Raw genomic sequence first — 16707 nt, forward strand, 5'->3', positions numbered from 1 at the left:
CGCAGTGATTTCTATCGCCCCCCCTTGAGCCGGTCGGCCCCAGCGGTTATGATTCGCGCCCTGTTGTGGTGGCCCGCTTGGTCCCTCCGCAATGACTATCCACGAACCCCGCCAGGCCCGGAAGGGAGCAACGGTAGTGGTGACGTCATGTGCCGGAGTGTGGCTGAGTGGGCCATCTCCATTTCCAGCCCCCGAAAATTGCGCTTTGACCCTCTGTCGCGAAGTCGTGACGGTCTCCAGGGACACCGGGCTGTTTGTCTGGTACTGGTTGCGTGGAGCGGTTAGCATATCGGGACTATGTACAGGTTATAGCGGATACGCATGAGCTATCAGGTTCTGGCCCGAAAATGGCGGCCACAGCAGTTCAATGAAATGGTGGGGCAACGGCATGTGCTCAAGGCACTGGTCAACGCGCTGGATCAAGACCGCCTGCATCATGCCTATCTGTTTACCGGCACCCGGGGTGTAGGCAAAACCACCATTGCCCGCCTGTTCGCCAAAAGCCTCAATTGTGAAGAGGGTGTCAGCTCGACACCCTGCGGTGTTTGCTCCTCTTGTCGAGAGATTGCCGAAAACCGCTTTATCGACTTGATTGAAGTGGACGCCGCGTCGCGCACCAAGGTCGAAGATACCCGCGAACTGCTAGACAATGTGCAATATGCGCCGACTCGCGGTCGCTTCAAGGTGTACCTGATCGATGAGGTGCACATGCTGTCCAATCACAGCTTCAATGCGCTGTTGAAGACGCTCGAAGAACCCCCACCGCACGTCAAGTTTCTGCTCGCGACCACTGACCCGCAAAAGCTCCCGGTAACAGTCCTGTCCCGCTGTCTGCAGTTCAACCTGAAAAGCATGACTCCGGATATGGTGGTTGGCCACCTCGAAGAGGTGTTGCGACGGGAACAGGTGGACTTCGAACCAGCGGCGCTGCTGCACCTGGGCAAAGCGGCCCAGGGCAGCATGCGTGATGCGCTGAGCCTGACCGATCAGGCTGTGGCTTATGGCCAGGGCCGGATTCGGGAAACGGAAGTAGCGGAAATGCTCGGTACAGTGGATACCCGCCAGGTGCTGTCGTTGATCGAAGCACTGTGTCGGCAGGATGCGCAGAGCCTGCTGGCAGCGGTGGACAGAATGGCGGAGTATACGCCGGACTGGCAGGCCATGATGGCCGACCTTCTGGCCATGCTGCATCGTCTGACTGTTCTGCAGCTGGCGCCGAGCTATCAGGCTCCGACCCACCATGAGGCGCTGCAGACGCTGGCTGAAGCTTTCGCCCCCGAAGACATACAGCTTTATTATCAGTTGGGCCTGCAGGCCCACCGGGACCTCGATGCGGCCCCCGAACCGCGGCAGGGCTTCGAAATGGCGTTGTTGCGTATGCTGGCCTTCTCGCCGGACAAGCCCACATCGACACCACCGCCGTTACCCGACCACGGACAGGATGAACCGTCACAGGAGCCTTCGGCGGGCTTGCAGGAAGAGCCCTCAGCGGAGGTGCCAAAACAGCCAGAGACCGCTGAGGCGGAGCCTGAGCCGGGAGGCGGAGCGCCCGCGGCACCCGAGCAGGCTGCTGTAGAACTTGAGCAGCAAGACAGCGAAATACCGGCTTCCGAAGCGTCTCAGGAAACCGATTCAATTGAACCCGAAGCAGGCCTGGAGCCTGAACCGGCACCCGTGGCCAGCGAGCCACCACAGCACTCTGATTTACCCGAACCGCCACCCTGGCTGGAAGAGCAGCACCCTGGGCCGTCGGAACCTGTCGGGACAGGTGGCGACAGCGACCCTTCAGGGCAGGACGGAACAGAAACCCGGTTTTCCGCCGCCACCCTGAAAGCCCTGGACAGTGTCGTCGCGGACCCGGATACGCTGCCTGATTGCTGGCTCGACCTGATCCCGGCGCTGGAATTGACCGGCGTGATAGAAAACATGATGCGTCATGCGGTGGTGCGCGACATGGCCGACGGCCATCTGATGCTGCGCGTGGATGGCGACTATCAGCAGCTCTACGAGGACAATTACCGGCACCGGGTGGAAGAGGCGCTGCAGGCGCTGGATGTCGCCGTGGTGCAGGTGGACATCGAATTTGGTGATATGCTCGAAGAAACCCTGTATCAGCGGGAACAGCGCGAGCGGCGAGAGGCCCATGCGGCGGCCAGACAGTCGCTCGAGCAGGATCAGGTGGTACAGACGCTGGTGCGGGAATTTGATGCCGAGTTGCTTGCGGATACCATTGAACCGGCGCAACGCAGTTGAGATCATGACAACCTTTGGCGCAGCCGAGCAGAGAGAGAGCCGATTATGATGAAAGGTGGAATGGGTGACCTGATGAAGCAGGCCCAGCAGATGCAGGAGCAGATGCAGAAAGCGCAGGAAGAGATCGCCAACATGGAAGTGTCCGGCGAGTCAGGCGCGGGCATGGTTAAGGTGACCATGACCGGCCGTCATGATGTGCGCAAGGTCGAAATTGATGATTCCCTGATGAGTGATGACAAGGAAATGCTGGAAGATCTGATCGCCGCCGCTGTCAATGATGCGGTGCGCAAGGTCGAGACGCAGTCCCAGGCAAAGATGTCCGGCATGACAGCCGGCATGAACCTGCCACCCGGCTTCAAGATGCCTTTCTGACAATGGAATCGCTTGAACAGTTGATAGCGGCCCTGCGCCGCCTGCCCACCATCGGGCCAAAAACCGCGCGCCGCCTGGCCCTGCATCTGTTGCAGCGCGACCGGCAGGCCGGCGATGCCCTGGCGACCAGCCTCACTGAGGCCCTTGCCCGGTTGCGCCCCTGTCGCCAGTGTCGCCAACTGGCGGCTGACGATCTCTGCGGCATCTGTGCCGACAGCGAGCGCGATCAGGCCACAGTCTGTGTGGTGGAGTCACTGGATGATCTGTACCGCATAGAGCAGGCTGGCAGTTATACCGGTCGTTATTTCGTGCTCAATGGTCACCTGTCGCCCCTTGAAGGTGTTGGCCCGGAAGAACTGGGTATTCCGCAGTTGACCGAGCAAGCTCGCGGGCCCGATGTCCGTGAAGTGATTCTGGCGCTCAGTACTCAGGTGGAAGGCGAGGCAACCGCCCAGTATATCGCCGACCAACTGGGTGATCAGGTGGCGCTGTCCACGCTGGCTCAGGGGGTTCCCATGGGCCATGATCTCAGCCGGCTCGACCCGGCCACACTGGCTGTTGCTCTGACCAGTCGCGTCAGCAGAGCGCCGGTACAGGGGAGTGATCAGTGAGTCGGGATTACCAGTGGATTGACAATCAGCAGGAACTGGCAGCCTCTGTGGCGCGCTGGCAGCAGCAGTCCTTCATTGCCATCGACACCGAGTTTTTTCGTGAACGAACCTATTATCCCGCGCTGGGGCTGATTCAGGTTGCCGATACTGCCGGTATCTATCTGGTGGATCCGTTGGAGATGACTGATCTGGCCAGCATCCTCCGTCCGCTGCTGCTCAGCACGACAACCGAAAAGGTGTTTCACTCGGGCGAAGAAGATCTGGAGATTTTCGGCCGGTTGCTCGGTGAGCCGATACGGGGTGTCATGGATACCCAACTGATGCTCGGCTTTACCACTGGCGAGGCCTCGGTCGGCTATGCCCGCCTGGTCGAGGCGCGCCTGGGTGAGCATGTCCCCAAGGACCAGACACGCAGCAACTGGTTGCAGCGCCCGCTGACCGATCGTCAGTGCGATTATGCGGCCAATGACGTGCGTTGGTTGCACCAGCTCTATCCGGCCTTGCGCGACGAAGTGGTCCAACAGCAGCGTCTCGACTGGGTGCAGGCTGAGTGTGCCTGGCTGGCCGGCAAGGTACTGAGCCGTGCGGACGACCAGTATTATCTCAACTTGCGCCAGGGCTATGATCTGACCGGCAACCGGCTCTGGCTGCTGCAGCAACTCGCATTGCGTCGGGAAACGCGGTGTCAGGAACTGGACGTCAACCGAAAAGCTCTGGTCAGCGATCCGGACCTGATCATGCTGGCGCGCAAGCGGCCAGATTCGGTGGCGGGCATCAGCGAACTGACCGAAATTCGACCTGGTGTACTGCGTCGTGAAGCAGACTGGATACTGGACCTGATTGGCGCTTCTCATACCGTCGACAAGAGCCGTTACCCTGAAGCCATCCAGGGCCCCTTGCCCCGTGATCGACAGGATGATTTCCAGTCACTGCGGGCAGTGTTGACGGACCTGGCTCGCGAGCAGGGTCTGCCACGGGAATATCTGATGCGCAAACGGGACCTGGAGCGGTTTCTGTTGGAACGGGTTGAAGGTAATGAGCAGTTTGTTCCCGCTGCCTGGCAGGGGTGGCGCTGGGCCTTGTTTGGCAGCCTGCTTGAACAGCGCCTGGAAGACCGACTGCATCAAGCTTCTGCTGCGACAGGTCATGCGCCATGACAGAACGACAGATGGTGCGCATATACCGCTCATCCCGACAGGCTGATATGTACCTTTATGTGATCAAGGCGCGCGGCCTTGCAGATGTGCCGGATGAACTGCAGAAGCTTTTCGGTGAGCCGAAACTGGTCATGGGCATGCTGCTGACGCCAGAGCGCAAACTGGCTCGTGTCGAGGCTGCCAAGGTCCTGTCCGAACTGGCTGAGCGGGGGTTCTACTTGCAGATGCCACCGGGTCGCGATGACTACATGCTGGACCTCTACCGGGACACGTCGGATCGGTACCGGGATTTGCAGTGACTGATATGCGACCTTTCTGGCAGCGCAAGACCTTGCGTGAAATGACCGCCCAGGAATGGGAAAGTCTGTGTGACGGTTGCGCCAAATGCTGTCTGCAGAAACTGGAAGACGACGAAACTGGCGACATATACTACACGCGTCTGGTCTGTCGCTATCTGGACGAACGCTGCCAATGTCGGGTATACAGTGAACGCCAGCAGAAGGTGCCGAGTTGCATATGGCTGACACCGGATGATCTGGACAAGCTGCAATGGTTGCCGGATACCTGTGCCTATAGAGTGCTGCATGAAGGCAAACCCTTGCCGTCATGGCATCCGCTGCGTACAGGAAAACCGCTGTCCACGCTGAAAAAGGGGAAATCCGTTCAGCAGTGGCCTATCCTTCCGGATGACAGCGTGCCGGAAGACGACTGGGAAGAGCACATCATTTTCAAGGTGAACTGATGGAAGATTACACAAGCTACCTGTTGGCATGGGGCGTTTACGCCGCAGTCGGAACGCTGCTCTATGTGCTGCTCTGGATCGGTATTCGCTGGGTTCCGGGGCGCAACATGCGCTTTTTCCTGCGCGCCACTATCCTGGCAATACTGGTGGTCCCATGGCAGGGCACGGATCCCGAGGTCTATTACGCGCCGGTTATCATTGTGGGGGCTTTTGCCTTCATGGATACTGGCCTGAATGATGCATTACTGGAGCTGCAACAACTGCTGGCCGTTATCCTGGTCATCGCCGTGGTGACGTTGGTCAAGGAAATACTGGAGTTTGGCTGGCGCTGGACAAGGCGTCACACAGACAAAGAACCTGCAACAGCAGAGCAGCAACAGAATAACGCAGAGGTTAAGGAGTAGAGCACAATGGCAAGTCATGTATTGGTCCTGATTGCAGTCATGCTGATGGCGGGCGTGTTTGGCGGTCTGGTTAACTATTATCTGCACGGCCAGCATGACCCGGAAATTGTCAGCCTGCCGCGCAGCCTGGTGGTGGGCGGCGCGGCCTCGTTTCTGATGCCGGTCATTCTCAGCCTGCTGGGCAGCGATCTGGTCAACCAGAGTCAGGGTGACCCGGGGCAACTGGTGTTGTTTGCCGGCTTCTGTCTGATCGCCGCACTGGCCTCCCGGATTTTTATCATCAGTACCACAGACCGCATCATGCAGGTGGCACGCGATGCGCGGCAGCGCTCCGAGCAACTGGAACTGGACATGCACAACTTCCAGTTGCAGATGAGTCCACTGATCGAGAGTGAGACAGAGAATGAATCGCTGGAAGATGACAATCACGGCGTCGTACCGGATGCCGATGAAGTGGATGTGACCGGCACCAATGTGCTCAAGAGTCTGGGCAGTGGCCGATATATATTCCGTTCGCTGCGCGGTCTCTGCGTGGACACCGACCATGACGAAGGTACGGTCACCAAAACCCTCAATGTACTGGTCTCCCGCGGTATGGCGGGGCGAGTCAATGGGGTCAAGGGTGTGCGCTGGTATGTGACAGAGCAGGGCCGCCGGTTCCTGCAGCAGATTATCTGATAGCTTGTTCGGGCAGTTGCCCGCCAGAAAGGAGTTTAGACGCAGATGAAGGCAGTCCGGATACTGGTGCTGTTTTGCCTGGTGCTGCCCCTGGCCCTGCCTGGGGCGCTGCTGGCGCAGACTCAGGACCCGCCGCTCGATATGCGCATACTGGTCGATGTCTCCAGTGACATGGCTGACAATGACCCGGGCAATTTGCGCCTTCCTGCCGCTCATCTGCTGTTTGAACTGATACCGGAGGGCAGTCGATCAGGGCTGTGGACCTTTGGTCGCTACGTCAACATGCTGGTGCCCTATGGCACCGTCAATCAGGGTTGGCGGCAGGTCGCTCGCTCCCGGGCGCTTGAAATCGGGAACCCGGGTTTCAATTCCAACATCGGTGGCGCCTTTGAAACGGCCAGTTTTGATCTGGAGTGGAGCACCGGCTATCGTCCCAAGACCTATATCCTACTCAGTGATGGTCGCGTCGACATTGAGCCCGATGCCGCCGCCAGCCGCGCCGAAAGAGCCCGCATACTGCAGGAAATCGTTCCCCGCCTGCGCGAACACAACAGCACCATCCATACCATTGCCCTGTCGGATTCGATGGATCACACCTTCATGGAGCAACTGGCCAGCCAGACCGGCGGCATCAGTGCGGTAGCCCAGCGTCCGGAGGATCTGCTCGGTTTGTTCATGCAGATTCTCAACATCTCACTGGGGGCCCAGGAAGAAGTCGGTATAGCTGAAGACCAGACCTTTCTGATCGACAGCACCATCAGTGAAATGACCGCTGCCATCTTCCATCGCGGTGATTCCCCATTGCGTCTGATCAGCCCTTCCGGTGAGACCTACGACGCTCAAAATCCGCCGCCGCACAGTCAGTGGGTAGAAGCGGAACACTATGATGTGATCACCATTCGTACCCCCTCTGCCGGCGAATGGCGTATTGAAGGCGACCTGACGCCCCAGTCCCGGGTGACGGTGGTCAGTGAGCTGAGTTTGCAGGTCGATTCTGTACCCTTGAATGTCAGTCCGGGCGAAGAGGTCCCGTTGCGCGCCATTCTCAATGACGCGGAAGGGCAGGTCACCGACAGCGATTTTCTTGATCTGCTGACCATGAATGCACAGTTGCGCAAGAACAATGAGGTCGTGGCGGAGACCCCACTGCTGCGCAATTCCCCTGAATTTTCGGGCGTGCTGACCATGCCGGCCGAGGCGGGTACCTATCAACTGGCGGTAACGGTTGACGGCCAGAGCTTTGAGCGGCGGCGGGTATTCACGCTGAATGTGCGCCAGCCGGTCAGCGCGGAAGTGTCTGCAGAGCAGAATGAATATGAGATCAGGCTGTACCCCAATGTACCTGACCTGCCACAGGAGGTTGCCCGAATTATCGCCGAGGTCACGGGACCGGGCGGCGAGAGCCGGTTGCAGACCTTTACCCGGGATGAGGCCGGCCATTGGTCGCTCATAGTGGAACCCTTTGCCGGTGAAGGACAGTACGAGGCCGACATCGACATCCAGTTCACCGGCTCAACCCGCTGGACGGGTGGCGTCAATGTGGCGCCGGTGAATCTGACCTTCCCCGGTGAGGCGGGCATGCCGGTTTCGGTCGCCACCACGGCGCCCGTTCCCGAGCCTGAACCCGTACCCGAACTGGCACCGGTACCTGCACTGGATGATCTGACAGAGCCCACAGAGCCGGAGGTGGCGCTTGAGCCCGAGCCCGAACCTGCGCCCGAGCCTGCTCCGGCACCGGAACCCGAACCCGAGCCCGAGCCTGTTGCTCCAACACAGGAGCCGGCAACCGTTCCTGATCTTGATGAACCTGCAGGCCCGGCCTCGGATCCGTTTGATTGGCTGCCGTATGCCATTGCCGCGGGCAGTGGTCTGGCCTTCGTGCTGATCTTCTATGCCCTCTATCGGCGCTTCGGCGGCGGACGAACGGGCGATGATCCGCGCCTTCATGACCAGTTGTCGAAAGCCGAGCAGGCTATGCTTGCCGAGACGGATGGCAAGGGCTCGGCCGATGAGCAACTGGAGAAGGAGCTGCAGAAAAAGGAAAAAACCGCCGCGGCAAAAGCCGAAGACATTCCGACGGTGAGTGAGCCGGCCGGGGAAGAAGATGACATCTCCGTGCTGGATGAAGATTTTGATTTGCAGTCACTGGGCATCACCAGTGACGACTCGCTGGACGACGCGGCAAAGGAAAAGGATTCGGAAGCCGACTGGGCCGAGATGGAGCAGGCCTATGATGAAGCGGATGAAGGTGAGAAAAAACCACCTCCGGCTCCCGAAGGCTCCAGTGAACCGGACCAGGTGGATCCACTTGATCAGGATGATCCGTTTGCCGACGATGAGTTTGATCTCAGTGATGACGAAATTGACGACATGCTGGATGACACCCTTGTCGATGAAGACGATTCCGATCAGAAAGGAAAAGGCGACAAGGACAAGAACTGACCCGCTACCGATTGACCATTGTCCCGACTCGGATTCAACAATGCAGGCTACAGGCCTGCATTGTTGTTTTACGGCACTGAATATTCGGTCAGAGTGCCCACAGGGTTCACCTGTCGGCGCGAACCCCCTAGACTGGAGCGCAATGTAACCGCTTCAACCGATAACAACAGGAGACACCATGGCCAGTACACAGCCTGACGTGAGCTATCCCGAGGGTATGAGTGCAACCATTGACCTCGGCAACTATCAGTCAGTCACACAACTGCTGGACAAGAGCCTGCGTGAGTTCGCAGACATGCCCGCCTTCAGTTGCATGGGAAAAACCCTGACCTACGGCGAACTGGATGCCATGAGCGGTGATTTCGCCGCCTGGCTGCAGAACCATACAGACCTTGAACCCGGTGAGCGGATCGCCGTACAACTGCCCAATATTCTGCAGTACCCGGTGGTTGTTTTCGGTGCCATGCGCGCCGGCCTGGTCGTGGTTAATACCAATCCGCTGTATACAGAACGCGAGATGGAGCACCAGTTCAATGATTCCGGTGCGCGCCTGCTGGTGGTGTATGCGGGTATGGCCGACAAGGCGATCCGGGTCAAACCCAAGACACCCATCGAGCAGATACTGTGTACCGAGATTGCGGATTTCCATCCGCCGCTGAAAAGACTGCTGGTCAATACCGTGGTCAAGAAGGTGAAGAAGATGGTGCCCGCCTATGATGCAGGTCAGGTCAAGCCGCTGCGCGAGGCCCTGGCCGCCGGTGCGCGAAGCACCTGGAAGCCGGTCACCCGCTCTATCGAGGATACGGCGGTACTGCAATATACCGGTGGTACGACGGGGGTGGCCAAGGGCGCCGAACTGACCCACCGCAACCTGATCGCCAACATGTTGCAGTGTCACGAGTTTTTCAAGTTGGCACTGGTGCCTGGCAAGGAAACTTTTGTCGCGCCGCTGCCGCTCTATCATATCTATGCCTTCACGGTGCACTGTCTGGTGGTGCTGGAGACAGGCAACCACAATGTGCTGATTCCCAACCCGCGGGACATTCCCGGTTTCGTCAAGGAACTGGGCAAGTGGCGCTTCACCGGGTTTGCGGGTCTGAACACCCTGTTTGTCGCACTTATGAACAATGAAGATTTTCAGAAGCTCGACTTCAGCCCCCTGAAACTGACCATCTCGGGCGGTATGGCGCTGACCCGCAATGCGGCCGAACGCTGGCAGACAATGACCGGGTGCGGTATCAGTGAAGGGTATGGGCTGACCGAGACATCACCGGTGGTGTCGTTCAATCCGCCCGGGCATGCGCAACTGGGTACCATCGGTATCCCGGCACCGTCTACCGCAGTCCAGGTCATTAATGAAACTGGAGAGCCGCAACCGCTGGGCGAGCCGGGCGAACTGTGCGTGCGCGGCCCCCAGGTCATGCGGGGCTACTGGAATCGTCCGGAGGAAACCGCCAAGTCGATCGACAAGGATGGCTGGTTCATGACCGGTGATATCGCCGTGATTCAGGAAGACGGCTACATGCGCATCGTGGACCGCAAGAAGGACATGGTGGTCGTATCCGGTTTCAATGTGTACCCCAATGAGGTCGAGGATGCCCTGGTGCGCCACGAGGCGGTGGTTGAATGCGCCGTGATCGGCGTACCTGATGAAAAGTCCGGAGAAGCGGTCAAGGCCTTTGTGGTGACCAACAAGGAAGTCTCCGACAAGGAACTGACCGAGCACTGTCGCGCCGAGCTGACGGCCTACAAGGTGCCGCGTCAGTTCGAGCGTCGTGATGAGCTGCCGAAAACACCGGTGGGCAAGGTGCTGCGCCGCGAATTGCGTCCGCAGTAGCCACATTAACCAGACAGGATACCTGGCCCCTGCAGGGGCCGGTGTCCTATAATCCCCCGCATGTCTGAATCATCCGCATCCTCCGAATCCTCTGCGTCCACTTTTCGCCCCGATTGGGTACAGGCCCGCCAACTGATCCACCTGGTGCAGTCACGAGATCGTCATCAGACGGAACGTGGTCTGGCGCGACTGGAAAAGGAGGCCCGTCAGGGCAGGGATATTCGTGCCGATTTCGAGCGTTGGCTGGACGCTACCGAGCAAAGCCTGCAGGCCGTGGCGCGTCGACGCGATAACACGCCACAGGCAAAGGTGGACGAGACACTTCCGGTCGGTGCCGAGGCCGCAGCCATCCGTACTGCCATCGAGCAGCATCAGGTGGTCATCGTGGCCGGCGAAACCGGCTCGGGCAAGACCACCCAACTGCCCAAGATCTGTCTGCAGGCCGGACTCGGTCAGCGGGGCCTGATCGGCCATACCCAGCCCCGACGGCTGGCTGCCCGCTCGGTCGCTACCCGTATTGCCGAAGAGTTGAAAGTACCGCTGGGTGAGCAGGTGGGCTATCAGGTTCGCTTTACCGACGACACAGGCCCGACGACGCAGATCAAATTGATGACCGACGGCATTCTGCTGGCCGAGACGCAGCATGACCGTTTTCTCAATCGTTACGACACCCTGATTATCGACGAGGCCCATGAGCGCTCGCTGAACATCGACTTCCTGCTCGGCTACCTGAAGCAATTGCTGCCCAAGCGGCCGGACCTCAAGGTGATCATTACCTCGGCGACCATCGACGTCGAGCGGTTTTCGCAGCACTTTGGCGGCGCACCGGTCTTTGAGGTCACCGGCCGAACCTATCCGGTAGATGTATTGTATCGCCCGCCCGTCGAGCATGAGGACTATGCGGCAGGTGGGCCCGAGGCGATTGTGGCCGCGGTGGAAGAGATTGCCGAACTGGAGCGTGCCGGAGCCACCCCGCAGAAGGGGGGCGACATTCTGGTGTTTCTCCCCGGCGAACGGGATATCCGTGAAACCGCTCAGGCTCTGCGGCATGCCAACGTGCCCCATCTGGATGTCGTGCCGCTCTATGCTCGTCTCAGCGCCGGCGAGCAGCAGCGCGTGTTCCAGCCCGGCAAGGGCCGGCGGGTGGTGCTGTCGACCAATGTGGCGGAAACCTCGATTACCGTGCCGGGCATTCACTATGTCATTGATACCGGGGTGGCCCGCATCAGTCGCTACAGCCCGCGCTCCAAGGTGCAGCGACTGCCCATAGAAGGCATCTCTCAGGCCTCGGCCAATCAGCGGGCCGGTCGCTGCGGGCGTATTGCGCCCGGCGTCTGCGTGCGCCTCTACAGCGAGGAAGACTTCGCACAGCGCCCGGAGTTCACCGATGCCGAAATACTGCGTACCAATCTGGCGGCGGTGATTCTGCAGATGCTCAATCTCCGGCTGGGTCAGGTTGATGCGTTCCCGTTTATCGACCCGCCCGACAGTCGGCAGATCAAGGACGGCTATACGCTGCTGCACGAACTGCAGGCGGTGGATGACGAGCAGCGCATTACGCCGCTGGGCAGGCAACTGGCGCGGCTGCCGGTCGACCCGAGACTGGGGCGCATGCTGCTGGCGGCCCACGAGTATGGCAGCCTGGAAGAGGCGCTGATTGCGGTCTCCTTTCTGGCCATACAGGATCCGCGCGAACGTCCGGAAGGCAAGCAGACCCAGGCGCAGCAGAAACATGCGCAGGACAACGACAAGGATTCCGATTTTGCTACCGTGATTCACCTGTGGCACCGCTACGAGGAGCAGCGGCAGGCGCTGGGCAGCAACCAGTTGCGCCAGTTCTGCAAGCGCGAGTATCTGAATGCGTTGCGCATGCGCGAATGGCGTGAAGTGCATCGACAACTGCGCCTGATGTGTCGTGACATCGGCCTGACATTCAACAGCACTGCGGCTGACTTTGATGCCTTGCACCAGGCGCTGTTGGCGGGTCTGCTGAGCCAGATCGCCCAGTGGAAGGAGGGCAAGGAATATACTGCCGCGCGGGGTCGGCGGGCCATTCTTTTTCCGGGCTCACCGCTGTATCGAAAGCCGCCGAAATGGCTGATGGCAGCGGAACTGGTGGAGACCACCCAGTTGTACGCCCGTATGGCAGCCCGTATTGATCCGGCCTGGTGCGAGGCACTGGCCCCGCATCTGGTCAAGCGCACCTGGGCCGAGCCGCACTTTGTCGCCAAGCGGGCGCAGGTTATGGCCTGGGAGCAGGTCACGCTGTATGGCCTGGTGATTGTCGCCCGCCGCAAGGTCAACTATGGCGCCATCAATCCGCAGGAAGCACGAGAGCTGTTTATTCGTCAGGGCCTGGTCGAGGCACAGTATCAGACTCAGGCCCCGTTTTTTCAGCACAATCAAACGCTGCTGGAAACGGTGGAGACGGTCGAAGACAAGACGCGACGGCGTGACCTCAAGGTCGACGACGAGGCCCTGTTCAGTTTCTACGATGCCCGGCTTCCGGACCACATCGTCAACGGCAAGGGCTTCGAGAAATGGCGTCGCGATGCGGAGCGGGAGCAGCCCGATGTCCTGTATTTCGACGAATCCATCGTCTGGCAGAATGAACCGGGCGCGGTAGAGCAGGACTATCCGGACGAATTTCGCCATAACGGCCTGGCCATCCCGTTGGACTACCGGTTTGCACCGGGTCAGCAGGAAGACGGTGTGACTGCCAGAGTGCCGCTGGCAGCCCTGGGGCAACTGACGGAGGATCGGCTCGACTGGCTGGTGCCGGGGCTGCTGGAAGAGAAGGCCATTGCACTGGTGCGCGGGCTGCCCAAGTCGGTGCGGCGCCAGCTGGTACCGGTGCCCGACACGGTGCGCCGGGCTCTTGAAGGGCTGGAAGCCAGTGACATGGGCCTGACAGAAGCGCTTTCCCAGCGTATTTTCCGCCTCAAGGGGGTGCGCATTGATCCTGACGACTGGCGGCGCGATCATCTGGAGCCGCACCTCCAGTTCAATGTGCGGGTGGTCGACGAAACCGGCAAGACCCTGGCCGAAGGCCGTGATCTGGATCGGTTGCGTGAGCAGTTGGCGCATGTCGAGGTGAAACCGGTCAAACGAGAGACCAGTGAAGTAGAGCAGAGCGGCATGACGGACTGGACCTGCGGTCCCCTGCCCGAAACCCAGGGGGTCAAGCAGGCGGGCATGACCGTCACCACCTGGCCAGCGCTGATCGACAAGGTGAACTCGGTCTCGGTGGAGTTGTGTCTGGATGCCACCTATGCCCGCCGTCAGCATGTGTTCGGCGTGGCCAGGCTGGCGCGCTTTCGGTTGGCCGACCCACTGGACTGGTTGGCCGAGCGCTTGCCAAAGTTCAAGGAAACAGCCCTGTATTTTGCCCCCCAGGGCCAGGCGCGGGACCTGAAAGACGATCTGCTGACGGCCATTGTTCTGGAATCCGTCGCTGAAGATGCCAAGGGCAACTGTGACATTCGTACTCCAGAGCAGTTTGTCGAGGTGCTGGAGTCGGGGCGCGGCGAGTTGAGCCAGCACGGTGACCGGCTGGCGCTGGAGCTGTACGAGATTCTGCACTTGAAGCATCAGGTCAGCAAACGGCTCAAGGGCAAGGTGAACTTTGCCCTGGCGTTCATGTATGCGGACATCAAGAGTCAGCTGGAAGCTGTTGTTTATACGGGTTTTTTCAGCCAGACCCCGCGCCGCTGGCGCCATGAACTGAAACGTTATCTGGAAGGCATGCTGGTGCGCCTTGACCGGTCATCCGGCGTGTCGCCGCGCGAGCAGATGTTTATCGATGAGCTGAACAGTTTCTGGACCCGCTACCAGGCCAAGGCAGAGAAGCTGCGCAAGGAGCAGCGGTACAGTCCGGAACTGGAAGATTTTCGCTGGCGCATTGAAGAATACAGGGTGTCCCTGTTTGCCCAGCAGTTGGGTACCGTCGAGACCATTTCGGCCAAGCGGCTTGAGAACTACTGGAGTGATCTGAAAAGACTGTAGGCCTGGCGCCAGCTCAGATGCCGTGACCAAGGGGACCATATTGATGATACGTGACTACCGCGACACCGACTGGCCTTCCCTGTGGCCCCTGTTGCACGAGGTGTTTCGCACCGGGGACACCTATGCCGTGGACCCCGCCATCAGTGAAGTCCAGGCCCGGGCATACTGGACTCAGACCCCCCTAAAAACACTGGTTTTTGAGGGGGAGGGGGGAGGTCTCCTCGGGACCTATTACCTGAAAACCAATCAGCCGGGTCCGGGCAGTCATGTGTGCAACTGCGGCTATATTGTGGCCCCTGCGGCGCGGGGCCAGGGCCTGGCCACGACGCTGTGCCGGCACAGTCTGGACCTGGCGCGTGATCTGGGTTATCGCGCCATGCAGTACAACTTTGTCGCCTCCACCAATAGCGGTGCCGTCAGGCTCTGGGAGTCGCTGGGCTTCGCCATTGTCGGGACTCTGCCCGGTGCCTTCTGTCATCCCCAGCAGGGGGATGTCGACGCCTACGTCATGTTTCAGACCCTGTAGCGTCCCGTTCCATTGTCTTCACGGCCCGGCGACAAAGGTTCTGCGGCCAATGAGCTGACCCCCCTCGGTTACGACTCTGATGTCCCACCGGCCTTTCAACGGTTCAGGGAAGTGCTGTTTGCGTGACCAGGAACGATAGCCGGCTTCACGTCCGCCACTGATCTGCAGCGCAATCACATCGATCACTTCTCCGTCGTAGCGCCACTCATGATAGATGGTCTCCTGCAGCCCCAAAGGGGCCCGCACAGCGGTAAACGCGTAGAGGCCATCAGCACGCATGGCAGTAGCGGACACATTGAACAGCCGGTCTTCGGGCTCACGCTCCGGGGTGATTTGATGTGTGAAAGTCATGTCCGTCACCCAGAGTGTGGCGGGGGGCACCCAGGGCTGCAGCAACCAGCCCCAGGCACCCAGTGTGCCCAGCAGGATCAGTCTGCCCGGCCAGGCCCACCAGCGTCTGCTCTGAATCATGCGGGTAATGGAGGGCGTGGACACCAGCCCGGCAATGATCAGGGCGAGCAGAAAGCTGTCCGAGGTCGGCAGGTTGAGCACAATCGGCAGGGCAGTAAGCAGCAGGGCAAAGATGGAGAAACCATGGAACAGCGGAAACAACCAGCGGTTGCTGGCGATCTTGCGATGATAAATGGGATCGATGATGGACACCCCTGCTGCAGTCATCAGCAACAGCGTGAACAGCATTTGCGGATCGGCCCAGGTGGTGGTGATGAAGAAAAAGGGCAGGGCAAAAAACAGGCTTTCCTGGTGCACCATCTGGGTCGCGAACTTGAGGGCATAGGGCGACAGCTTGAAGCCGAGACGCACCACCAGCAGGTGGCGGATGGGCTTTTCCAGCAGCAGCCAGACCCAGGTCAGCAGCATCAGGATGGCGATGATTCGAGACGCATCCGCCTGCCGCTGCACCAGAATGAAGCTGAGCAGGCCGGCGGTGAAACCGAGCAGCGCCATAAACCCTGAGTGGCGGCGCAAGAGCCTGATGATCAGAGAGACCAGACCGCGCATTGCCTGCACGGGGCCGTACAGCCAGCCCGACTTCATGTTGCCCATATCAGCGCTTCCAGAAGAGACTGTACAGCGTGGTCAGCACCAGCAGTTGCCAGACAAAGAACAGGGCCACAGCTTCGGCAAATCTGCCCCAACTCACACCCATGACCGCATAGTAGGCCACCATCGAGAGGGAACCAGCCACCGCTCCCATCAGCAGGCTGCGCCCGAGTACCGGCCACAGCATCCGGTCGGAGGTTGCGCTGCTCAAGGCCAGACCCACGGACAGGCCGCCCAGCAAGCCCGCAGGGAAACCGGCAATGGCGGCGATGCTGATGGTGTTGACCGATACGTCGGTCAGACGCACCGGCACCGCGATTTGAGCGTTGAGAAATTGAAAAGCCGCCAGAAACAGACGCACGGCAAAATACCAGCCACCGGTTACAATGCTGACACTGATGAGCAGATGCAGGGTGGCGCGCCAGCGGGGCAGGTCCAGCCAGAAAGCGGACAGCATAAACACATGCAGCCCCAGCACGACCCCAGGGAAGATCAGAAAGTCGAGACCCAGAACCTGAAAGCCGACCGTTGCAAAAACGGCGGACACCAGGGCTGCCAGCGCAACACTGAGGCGGCGTACCACATGGACGGGTTGTCGTTCAGTCATCATCAATCAGC

General features: G+C 59.9%; 14 protein-coding genes and 1 other RNA gene. 13 read left to right on the forward strand and 2 right to left on the reverse strand.

The genetic code is table 11. From position 1 onward, the window contains the following. Nucleotides 1–75: 75 nt before the first annotated feature. The 13 genes from ffs (at nucleotide 76) to LAT62_RS01700 (ending at nucleotide 15027) form a co-directional block, all read left to right on the forward strand. An RNA gene (ffs, locus tag LAT62_RS01640) (signal recognition particle sRNA small type) lies at nucleotides 76–172 on the forward strand. Nucleotides 173–321: 149 nt separating this feature from the next. Beyond that, complete coding sequence (gene dnaX, locus LAT62_RS01645) at nucleotides 322–2253, forward strand: DNA polymerase III subunit gamma/tau (RefSeq protein WP_293377940.1); 1932 nt, start codon at nucleotides 322–324, stop codon at nucleotides 2251–2253. Nucleotides 2254–2298: 45 nt separating this feature from the next. Continuing rightward, nucleotides 2299–2625 (forward strand): YbaB/EbfC family nucleoid-associated protein, encoded by a 327-nt coding sequence (locus LAT62_RS01650; protein WP_293377943.1) that lies wholly within the window; start codon nucleotides 2299–2301, stop codon nucleotides 2623–2625. A 2-nt stretch (nucleotides 2626–2627) separates the two neighbouring features. Further along, nucleotides 2628–3236 carry a recombination mediator RecR gene (recR, locus tag LAT62_RS01655; protein ID WP_367120514.1) on the forward strand — a complete coding sequence of 203 codons (609 nt, stop codon included), beginning with the start codon at nucleotides 2628–2630 and terminating at the stop codon, nucleotides 3234–3236. Beyond that, nucleotides 3233–4393, forward strand: a complete 1161-nt coding sequence (locus LAT62_RS01660; protein WP_293377946.1) for an HRDC domain-containing protein — start codon at nucleotides 3233–3235, stop codon at nucleotides 4391–4393. The genes recR and LAT62_RS01660 overlap by 4 nt, the downstream gene beginning before the upstream one ends. Then, nucleotides 4390–4692, forward strand: coding sequence for a YcgL domain-containing protein (locus LAT62_RS01665; protein ID WP_293377949.1), 303 nt, complete (start codon nucleotides 4390–4392; stop codon nucleotides 4690–4692). Before LAT62_RS01660 ends, LAT62_RS01665 begins: the two co-directional genes overlap by 4 nt. Nucleotides 4693–4697: 5 nt before the next feature. Further along, the gene (locus tag LAT62_RS01670) at nucleotides 4698–5135 is read left to right on the forward strand and encodes a YcgN family cysteine cluster protein (RefSeq protein WP_293378120.1); all 438 of its coding nucleotides are present in this window, start codon (nucleotides 4698–4700) and stop codon (nucleotides 5133–5135) included. After that, nucleotides 5135–5539, forward strand: coding sequence for a hypothetical protein (locus LAT62_RS01675; RefSeq protein ID WP_293377952.1), 405 nt, complete (start codon nucleotides 5135–5137; stop codon nucleotides 5537–5539). The genes LAT62_RS01670 and LAT62_RS01675 overlap by 1 nt, the downstream gene beginning before the upstream one ends. A 6-nt stretch (nucleotides 5540–5545) precedes the next feature. Next, a complete protein-coding gene (locus tag LAT62_RS01680) occupies nucleotides 5546–6217 on the forward strand; it encodes a YEATS-associated helix-containing protein (protein ID WP_293377955.1) in 672 nt (223 codons plus the stop codon). Nucleotides 6218–6262: 45 nt separating this feature from the next. Continuing rightward, nucleotides 6263–8659, forward strand: a complete 2397-nt coding sequence (locus LAT62_RS01685) for a vWA domain-containing protein (RefSeq protein WP_293377958.1) — start codon at nucleotides 6263–6265, stop codon at nucleotides 8657–8659. A gap of 178 nt (nucleotides 8660–8837) precedes the next feature. Continuing rightward, nucleotides 8838–10496, forward strand: coding sequence for an AMP-binding protein (locus LAT62_RS01690; protein WP_293377961.1), 1659 nt, complete (start codon nucleotides 8838–8840; stop codon nucleotides 10494–10496). A 60-nt stretch (nucleotides 10497–10556) separates the two neighbouring features. Next, the gene (gene hrpA, locus LAT62_RS01695) at nucleotides 10557–14501 is read left to right on the forward strand and encodes an ATP-dependent RNA helicase HrpA (RefSeq protein WP_293377964.1); all 3945 of its coding nucleotides are present in this window, start codon (nucleotides 10557–10559) and stop codon (nucleotides 14499–14501) included. A gap of 43 nt (nucleotides 14502–14544) precedes the next feature. After that, nucleotides 14545–15027, forward strand: coding sequence for an N-acetyltransferase (locus tag LAT62_RS01700; RefSeq protein ID WP_293377967.1), 483 nt, complete (start codon nucleotides 14545–14547; stop codon nucleotides 15025–15027). An 18-nt stretch (nucleotides 15028–15045) separates the two neighbouring features. Here the strand turns inward: LAT62_RS01700 and LAT62_RS01705 are convergent, their stop codons facing one another. Together LAT62_RS01705 and LAT62_RS01710 are read right to left on the reverse strand one after the other, a co-directional pair. Next, on the reverse strand, nucleotides 15046–16092 hold the full coding sequence (locus LAT62_RS01705) for a DUF5924 family protein (protein WP_293377970.1): 1047 nt from the start codon (nucleotides 16090–16092) through the stop codon (nucleotides 15046–15048). A 1-nt stretch (nucleotide 16093) separates the two neighbouring features. After that, on the reverse strand, nucleotides 16094–16699 hold the full coding sequence (locus tag LAT62_RS01710) for a hypothetical protein (protein WP_293377973.1): 606 nt from the start codon (nucleotides 16697–16699) through the stop codon (nucleotides 16094–16096). Nucleotides 16700–16707 lie beyond the last annotated feature (8 nt).

The sequence above is a fragment of the Natronospirillum sp. genome, from assembly GCF_022565775.1.
Taxonomy (GTDB): Bacteria; Pseudomonadota; Gammaproteobacteria; order Pseudomonadales; family Natronospirillaceae; genus Natronospirillum.

Coding starts and splice junctions, on each gene's coding strand:
- LAT62_RS01680 (WP_293377955.1), top strand. CDS start 5,546: ATGGCAAGTCATGTATTGGTCCTGATTGCAGTCATGCTGATGGCGGGC.
- LAT62_RS01690 (WP_293377961.1), top strand. CDS start 8,838: ATGGCCAGTACACAGCCTGACGTGAGCTATCCCGAGGGTATGAGTGCA.
- hrpA (WP_293377964.1), top strand. CDS start 10,557: ATGTCTGAATCATCCGCATCCTCCGAATCCTCTGCGTCCACTTTTCGC.
- recR (WP_367120514.1), top strand. CDS start 2,628: ATGGAATCGCTTGAACAGTTGATAGCGGCCCTGCGCCGCCTGCCCACC.
- LAT62_RS01650 (WP_293377943.1), top strand. CDS start 2,299: ATGATGAAAGGTGGAATGGGTGACCTGATGAAGCAGGCCCAGCAGATG.
- LAT62_RS01675 (WP_293377952.1), top strand. CDS start 5,135: ATGGAAGATTACACAAGCTACCTGTTGGCATGGGGCGTTTACGCCGCA.
- dnaX (WP_293377940.1), top strand. CDS start 322: ATGAGCTATCAGGTTCTGGCCCGAAAATGGCGGCCACAGCAGTTCAAT.
- LAT62_RS01665 (WP_293377949.1), top strand. CDS start 4,390: ATGACAGAACGACAGATGGTGCGCATATACCGCTCATCCCGACAGGCT.
- LAT62_RS01710 (WP_293377973.1), bottom strand. CDS start 16,699: ATGATGACTGAACGACAACCCGTCCATGTGGTACGCCGCCTCAGTGTT.
- LAT62_RS01670 (WP_293378120.1), top strand. CDS start 4,698: ATGCGACCTTTCTGGCAGCGCAAGACCTTGCGTGAAATGACCGCCCAG.
- LAT62_RS01685 (WP_293377958.1), top strand. CDS start 6,263: ATGAAGGCAGTCCGGATACTGGTGCTGTTTTGCCTGGTGCTGCCCCTG.
- LAT62_RS01700 (WP_293377967.1), top strand. CDS start 14,545: ATGATACGTGACTACCGCGACACCGACTGGCCTTCCCTGTGGCCCCTG.
- LAT62_RS01705 (WP_293377970.1), bottom strand. CDS start 16,092: ATGGGCAACATGAAGTCGGGCTGGCTGTACGGCCCCGTGCAGGCAATG.